We start from the raw sequence: 6,558 nt of genomic DNA on the forward strand, positions 1-6,558 counted from the left end.
TAAGCCTTTTAAATAGTCGATGGGAAGAATGATTTTATGAAAATATGATTGGGTTGTTTAACCATACCTCACCGGTAATAGGCGGTGTCATATTTATATCCATATCCATGTTTCCGTCTGTTGATTCCATTGAATATGATGTTCATATTTTTAAAGTTGCTGTCTTTAATCAGCTCCTCAATAAATGCCAGCTCCTTTTTTGACGTAAATCCCTGACGGATAATATACATCGTTGCTTCGCTCAGGTGATCGATGATGAGTGCGTCTGAAACGAGGTGTACGGGCGGTGTGTCGATAAGAATGTCGTCGAATTCCTGCTTTAAATAATCAATAAGCTGTGCGATTCTTCCATTTTCCAGAAGTTCAGACGGGTTTTCTGGAATTTCTCCGCAGCCAATCACAAATAGATTCCGGGCTTGTTTAGTACCCTGACTAATTTCATCCTCCATAACTTCGCCTTTTAAATACTCGGCAATTCCTGGATGATCGGCAGGCAAATTAAAAAGAGACAATATTTTTGGTCTTCGCAGATCCAGTTCCAGGATAACTGTTTTTCTGTCAGATGCCGCAAGCGAAATGCCCAGGTTACTTACTGCAAAACTCTTTCCTTCCCCTGCGATACTAGAAGTGAATAATGTAACTCTGCCTTGCTGTTCGCTTCCGTGAATATTTTGAAGTCTGGTTCGTAATGCCCTGAATTGTTCAAGAATTAGATGATTGTTTTTGTCACGTGAGATCAGCGGTTCCTTGCCTTTTTGGTGCGATATTTCACTGATTACGGGAATAGAAACATTGCGCTCAATTTCATTCCGGTTGTTAATACGGCCTCTTAAAATACCGATTCCGAAAATGGAACCTGCGGGAACAAAAAGACCAAGCAATAGTGCTGCTGCCAGCGCCAGTGATTTCTTTGACGACTTTGGAACATCTGAATAGGCGCTTTCAACAATTTTTGCATCATTTAAAGTTGAAGCATAACTCAGTGCGATTTCTTCCTTCTTTTGCAGCAGGTATACATATAAGTTCTCCTTTATTTCCTGCTGCCGCTTGATACTTGTGTATTGTCTTTCCTGACCGGGTATATTCTTAATCGATTTCTCGAACTTATAATTATTCCCTTGCAGTTGCACCTTCGTCGCCAGCAGTGATCCTTTGATCGCGCGCACATTTGCGCGAATGGCGTCTTCTGTTGTTTTAATCTGTCTGTTAAGTGGTTCAAAAATCGGATTTTCTTCTGGCGTAGTTGCCAGCAGCCGGTTCTTTTGCAGGTGAAATGCGCTGAGTTGTTCAACCAGATTAACTAGTCCGGGATCAGAAATACCAAGCGTTGCGGGAGGATTTCCGGTATTGCTATTGGAAGCAACATACCTTTCTATTCCTGAAATGACGTCCAATTGTACATTAACATCATTCAATCTGGTGTCATTGGATTGAACATTTTGCAGGAAAACTTTGGCTTCTGAGGAAATATCTGTTACCCCGCGGCTGCTCTTAAATCCTTCAACACTCTTTTCAACGCTTACCAGTTCGCCGGTTAAAGAGGACAACCTATTATCGATGAATTTAAGTGTGCTCATCGTAATCCGGTTCTTGTCTTCTAATGCAGATTCATTGTAAACCCGCATTAAGCTGTTCAATATATCTTTTCCTCTTTCAGGAAGGCTGTTGTCAATGGTCAGCTGAACTACGGGAGATAATTTATTAACCAGAGATACAGAAATTCCTTTTTGATAATCTGCAACAGTCTTTTCAAAAGGTGTAAACGTAATCGTGATTGGCTTGTCAATGTAATTCTGTACAGTCGGGGTTCTAATTAGCTTCCATTTGAAATAGGGCGTAACAACTATGTCTTTGAAATTGACGGTGAGTTGTTTAGCGCCCAGGCCCGTGATGACATAACTATTTTTGTCTTGTATTGAGATCCCGATCTTTTTTGTTAGCAGCGAATCTTTTTCTCCGGAAATAAACTGAAACACGAAGGGGCCATCTTTGTACAGCTCTTTACTGCCCAATGTTTTCTTCTCCGTATAAGTTATCCATAATTGCAGATCATCAACAACTTTTCCAATCAGTTGCCGCGACTTAAGAACCTCCATTTCATTTTCAACTGTCTTAGGCTTTTCATATACATTCAGTTTTTCAAGCGGCGTCTTTTCTACGCTGGCATTTTTCTCATCTTTGATCAGAAGTTTTGCGGTTATCTCGTAAACAGGAGGAGTTGTTTTGATATACAGGAACGCAACGGCAAGTGCGGCGCACAGGCTCAGAACAAATACCGGCCAGTAAAAAAGGCATTTGATCAGCAATTCTGAAAAGCTTTGTGGCTGCGTTTCGCGTACGGTATTCGGAGTGGATACAATAACGATGGGTTCCTTATTCATGAGTAGGCTTTTAAAGCTGTGTAATAACAATTGCGACAATGGACAGTGCCGATAATACCAGGCTCGCAGTTCGGTAGCTCCGGTCGACGGCAGCGAATTTTGTTCGCTCCGGTTTTACGTAAATGATATCGTTGTTTTTGAGATAATAGAATGGCTGATCGAATACCTTTTTTGATGTAAGATCAATCGGGTAATATTCTCTTTTTCCATCCCGCTCGCGAATCAGGACAATGTTTGTCCGGTTAGCAGTAATGTTCAAATCCCCCGCCATACTGATCGCTTCTATTACGGTAATCCGTTCTTTTTGCACATTGTAATTATCAGGACGAAGTACATCACCCAGAACGGAAATACGGAAATTCAAAAGACGGATATTGACCACAGGTTCTCTTAAATAGGTGGTCAATCTTTTGGTCAGATTTTCCCTTACCTGAGCCGTAGTAAGTCCTGCCACTTTGAAGGATCCAATTAATGGAAGCTGGATATTTCCATCTTTATCAACCAGGTATCCGAGGACCGGATTGCCGTTGGAATTGTCGAAATTGTTGCCATTTACCCTTCCCAAATTGTAATTGAAAATGACAGAAGCTTCGGGATTGAGACTTGTTACATTGATACCCAATATATCATCAGTCTGAACCGTCAATGAAGTATAATTTCCAACAGTATCCACCGACGGCAATGCCTGGTTTAAATCTTTAAAGTAAGGTACATTTTTGTAGGAGCTGCAAGATGCGAAGAGGAGCATTAGTAATACGGCAGCAAGCCATGATTGTAAATTTTTCATCTAATTATGTTGAGGCATGTAGGCGACCACGGAGTTTCGGAACCTATTTTTTAAAATGCTTTACGCAGTGTGAAGTATATGGAAGTGGTGTAGAAGTAGAGTCGCATACGTTGAGTAGATTTAATTTTAGTTCGAAATTATACATCAGATCAAGGCAGCTGTTTTTTTTGTGGCGACTGCCGGCAAATGTTGTGGTGAGTTTTACGAATTCAGTGGTTACAAAAATGTTTAAAACTGACATTCAGGTCGTATTATCGCAACAGGCTTTTCGAGGTGCTTAAATGGCTGTACAGCTTTATGACCCGCTTATCTTCCCTTGCCTGTTAACACTACCTGGATAGTAAGCCAGATCAGATAAAGGTCTGTCGTGAGACTATAGATATCCAGATAAATGATATCGTATTTCAGCCTTCTCAGGTTTTCGGCTGCGTTGGTTGCGTAACCCACTTTGATTTGGCCGATGGAAGTAATACCTGGCCTGAGCGTGAGCAAACGTTGGAAATCGTGACTTGCCTGCGCCATCAGCATATCTACATCTACCTGGTGCAAAGGCCTGGGGCCCACGACCGACATTTCTCCCATCAGCACATTCAGGAATTGTGGTAGTTCGTCCAGACGCGTTTTTCTAAGAAATTTTCCAATTGGCGTGATTCTCGGGTCCATCGCTCCCAACGAATGCGTGAGATTATACTTGGCCGAGTCGGTATACATGGTCCGGAACTTGATAATCCGGAAGGGTTTACCCCACCGTCCAGTACGCGTTTGCAGGAAGAAAACAGGGCCGTGGGATGAACATTTAACCATTACAATCACGATTAGAAACAGCGGTACTCCGCACAACATGACTGTGAGTGAGAATGTAATGTCAAAAACACGCTTGATAACATCTTCCCAATCGTCTGATCTGCGCCTTTCAGCATAATCAAGGGTAGGGTGATTTCCTTGTTGATCAACCTTAAATTGATTGGAAAACGTCATCAGAAAGGTCCGATCTGGTAATCTTGGGAACGTGAGTAAAAATCGGTTTTTCATGTTTAATATTTAAGGGCGGGAGGGTAACTGCGTAACTCAAATGCTTTTAAACTGTAATTTGAAAACCAGTTCTATCGGTGCCGATAACTGGCTGGTGTTTCTGCTATACGTGAGGTTATAGGTGCTAAGTACGGACAATGCTATTCGTTGGAAAGCGGTGTTCAGTTCTCCGGTATTTTTCCCGATTAATGATACTCCGCCATTCTGTGTAAGGTTTTTCAATACACTTTCGTCGGGGCTGTACGTTGGGTGACCTTTTAAGCCGATGGTATAAGAGGAAATCTTTTTCCCTTTCACGGGTGAATTGAGCCTGCTTTTGACATAGTCAATGCTTTGATAAAGCTGTGCGTCGGTCCAGGAATTATTCAGGCCGTCTGTGAAAGTAACCAGCGCCATTGCTTCTGCGTCAGATTCTGCAAGCAGCGACAACCCTTTGTCAACAGCCTGATATAGCTTTGTCTCGTTTCCGCCGGTCCGGCTTTGAATGAATGCTTTCGCAGCAGTAAAGTCTGAGCTTAGTTTGAATGTTTCAATCACATCTGAAAATACAACCAGCCCAACCCTGCTTTTTGTTTTTTGACTAGCTGCAATCTGGTCAATAAAGTCGCTGGCCTGCTGCTTCACAACCGCTTCGTTGGCGCCAAGAGATTTACCTATATCGAGCACCAGTACATAGTCCAGGGTGCTGACCGGATTGGAAGAAAGTTTATTGTCCAGGTCCCTGAGCGGAGTTCCATTCACGATTTCGAATGTTTCTGTGTTCTCAGCTAAAATCTCATAAGAAATCCCTTTTTCTACGAGACGCACATTCGACAGGCTCACGCAGGCCATTGATTTTTCGCAATTGTTGGACGGAGTAAAGCCAAAGTTGGAATCGATCTGTAAGCGGGAGCCAAGATCTTCTGACTGGAACTTCAAAGAAGGTACTCCATTGGCATTGTGATAAGTCGCCCGGAACTCGATGAAATTCGGATCAGCAACAACTTCCTTGTCTTTTTTACATCCGCTCAACAATATGCATGCGAATGCTAGTGTCAATATTAATCTCATAGGTGCTTGGTTAAATAAATGTCACCCGGGCCTGGAAAGGCCCGGGCAGACGATCGTCAGGCTATGACTTCCATTGATTCGCCGGTCAGGCTGTACTCGTTAATCAATTCAACGGTCTGCTCTATGTTGGCAGCTGACGATGCACCAAACAGGATGGATTCAATGTTGGGTAAGCTGCATACATATTCAATTGCCTCTTTAGGATGTATTGCACCTCCCGCCAAAACCTGCATGGCCATTGCTCTTACCTTTTTAGTTCTGAGCACCTCCTCATAAACTTCTCTTCCGCCTGACATACGGAATCCAACTTTATTGATAGAGCTGCAAATAATTGGATTGGTAATGCCATTTGCTTCTAATACAGACAATAGTTTGGGCATATTCATGGTAATGTAACCCGCTTCTGCGCCGTACTTCTTCTTCACATACCGGTGAAATGCAACAAGGATATCATTCATTCCAAGACCTAGCAGCAGATCCGTGATTACATTTTGTAAAAAGATCACCGGTGTTTGGATACCCTTGAACATCTTCATTTCCGAGTCGATGAGGAGCTCCATGATCGAGATATAATCCTTTGACAGGAACGCCAGGCCGCCTTTGAATAATGAGCCTACGAAATTGCCGGGAACAAAGTGCTTCAAGGTTCCAGCATAGCCCATCTCCGTTACTGCGTTTGCATACTTATGTGCGTAAGGCATGCAGGGGTAAATCTTGAAATCCTGGTACCTGGATGGATTTTTGCGGATATGGTCGCAAATGTTTTCAATGCGGTCGTGGGTCGTGCACATGAAAGTGTTGATCCCGCTTTCAATGGCAATGTCCAACGTTTTGATAATCGCACGATCTTCTTTGAACTTGATAGATTGCGCGCGTGATTTTTCGTCTGAAATATGGTTAACGGCGAAGAATTGATTATCTCCGAAGATGATTCTGTCCATGATTAATTGAGATTGCTGCTTTTGATCATTGAAATAACATTGTCAGTATACCAGGCACTTTTGAAGTTGTTGATTACATTCGGTACCTGACGCTCAATGGCGCTGATGAAATAGTCGATCTGCGAAGAGTACTCTTCTCCACGTAAGTAGAAATCAACAGAGTCGGTAAGGTCGGTGACGTATTTCACGTTCCAGCCTTTTGAATATCCTTCGGGAAAATCATTCGTTTTGAAATATACTTTCAACTCGTTGGCGTCGCAGATGATCTTGCCTTTTTTTCCCTGGATTGTAATAGAGGTTGACATTTTGCGGTAAGTCTCATCACTCCAGTTTACCGAAAGCACGCCATTCACACCCGAGCTCACTT

5 protein-coding genes and 1 pseudogene are annotated in these 6,558 nt (G+C 42.7%); all 6 read right to left on the bottom strand.

The features are described from left to right. Nucleotides 1-68: 68 nt before the first annotated feature. Entirely contained in the window at nucleotides 69-2,381 is a 2,313-nt protein-coding gene (locus tag ACTIE6_RS19930; protein ID WP_439558317.1) for a GumC family protein, read from the bottom strand. Nucleotides 2,382-2,391: 10 nt separating this feature from the next. Further along, the gene (locus ACTIE6_RS19935) at nucleotides 2,392-3,168 is read right to left on the bottom strand and encodes a polysaccharide biosynthesis/export family protein (RefSeq protein ID WP_439558318.1); all 777 of its coding nucleotides are present in this window, start codon (nucleotides 3,166-3,168) and stop codon (nucleotides 2,392-2,394) included. A 306-nt stretch (nucleotides 3,169-3,474) separates the two neighbouring features. Continuing rightward, nucleotides 3,475-4,200 carry a sugar transferase gene (locus ACTIE6_RS19940; RefSeq protein WP_439558319.1) on the bottom strand — a complete coding sequence of 242 codons (726 nt, stop codon included), beginning with the start codon at nucleotides 4,198-4,200 and terminating at the stop codon, nucleotides 3,475-3,477. Between the two features lie 36 nt (nucleotides 4,201-4,236). After that, nucleotides 4,237-5,250: a vWA domain-containing protein gene (locus tag ACTIE6_RS19945; RefSeq protein WP_439558320.1), complete on the bottom strand. Its 1,014-nt coding sequence runs from the start codon at nucleotides 5,248-5,250 to the stop codon at nucleotides 4,237-4,239. Nucleotides 5,251-5,306: 56 nt separating this feature from the next. Beyond that, a complete protein-coding gene (locus tag ACTIE6_RS19950; RefSeq protein WP_439558321.1) occupies nucleotides 5,307-6,191 on the bottom strand; it encodes a hypothetical protein in 885 nt (294 codons plus the stop codon). Between the two features lie 2 nt (nucleotides 6,192-6,193). Then, nucleotides 6,194-6,558: pseudogene (locus tag ACTIE6_RS19955) on the bottom strand (gfo/Idh/MocA family oxidoreductase); the annotation flags it as partial.

This window comes from Dyadobacter sp. (assembly GCF_051859145.1).
Classification (GTDB): Bacteria; Bacteroidota; Bacteroidia; order Cytophagales; family Spirosomataceae; genus Dyadobacter.